The 852-nt window shown below is 70.7% G+C and carries 1 protein-coding gene; it reads left to right on the top strand.

Annotated elements, in window-relative coordinates; translation table 11 throughout:
- The first annotated feature begins 63 nt into the window (after positions 1–63).
- A complete protein-coding gene (locus ACXJKG_RS21290) occupies positions 64–849 on the top strand; it encodes a lysophospholipid acyltransferase family protein (RefSeq protein WP_456847706.1) in 786 nt (261 codons plus the stop codon).
- Positions 850–852: the final 3 nt, after the last annotated feature.

Here is an 852-nt window from a genome sequence, read left to right as displayed (position 1 = left end):
GGGCTCGGGTGGACGGACAGTCCGTGTGTCGGGTCGAGAGGTGAACCGTTGTTCTACTGGTTGATGAAGCGGGTCTTCGTGGGTCCGCTGCTGCACCTGGTCTACCGGCCGTGGGTGYGCGGGGCCGAGAACGTGCCCGAGGAGGGCGCTGCCATCCTGGCGAGCAACCACCTCGCGGTGATCGACTCGTTCTTCCTGCCGCTGGTGCTGGACCGCGAGCTGGTGTTCATCGGCAAGCAGGAGTACTTCACCGGCTCGGGCGTCAAGGGCCGACTGACCGCGGGCTTCATGCGGGGAGTCGGCACCATCCCGGTCGACCGCGGGGGCGGCAAGGCGAGCGAGGCCGCGCTGCGGACCGGCCTGCGTCGGCTGGCGGACGGCGACCTGTTCGGCATCTACCCCGAGGGCACGCGCAGCCCCGACGGGCGGCTCTACCGCGGCAAGACGGGTATCGCGCGGCTCGCGCTCGAGTCCGGTGCCCCCGTCATCCCCGTGGCCATGGTGGGCACCGACGAGGCCCAGCCTCCCGGTCGGCGGATCCCCAAGGTCATGCGCATCGGGGTCGTCATCGGCGAGCCGCTCGACTTCAGCCGCTACCAGGGCATGGAGAACGACCGGTTCATCCTGCGCTCGGTCACCGACGAGATCATGTACGCCGTGATGAGCCTGTCGGGCCAGGAGTACGTGGACGTGTACGCGGCCACGCAGAAGGCGCGCATCGCCACCGGTCACCCGGCTGTCGCCGGCGACGCGGCCGACCACCTCCCCGCGGCCCCCGGCGGTCGTCCCGTGCCGGACGTCCAGGTTCCGGTCCCGCCCGAGGGCGAGACCGAGACGTCAGTAGGATGACGC

This window comes from Cellulomonas sp. P5_C6 (assembly GCF_054049635.1).
Note: the sequence above shows the minus strand (reverse complement) of the source record. Positions and strands in the feature narration are given on the sequence as shown.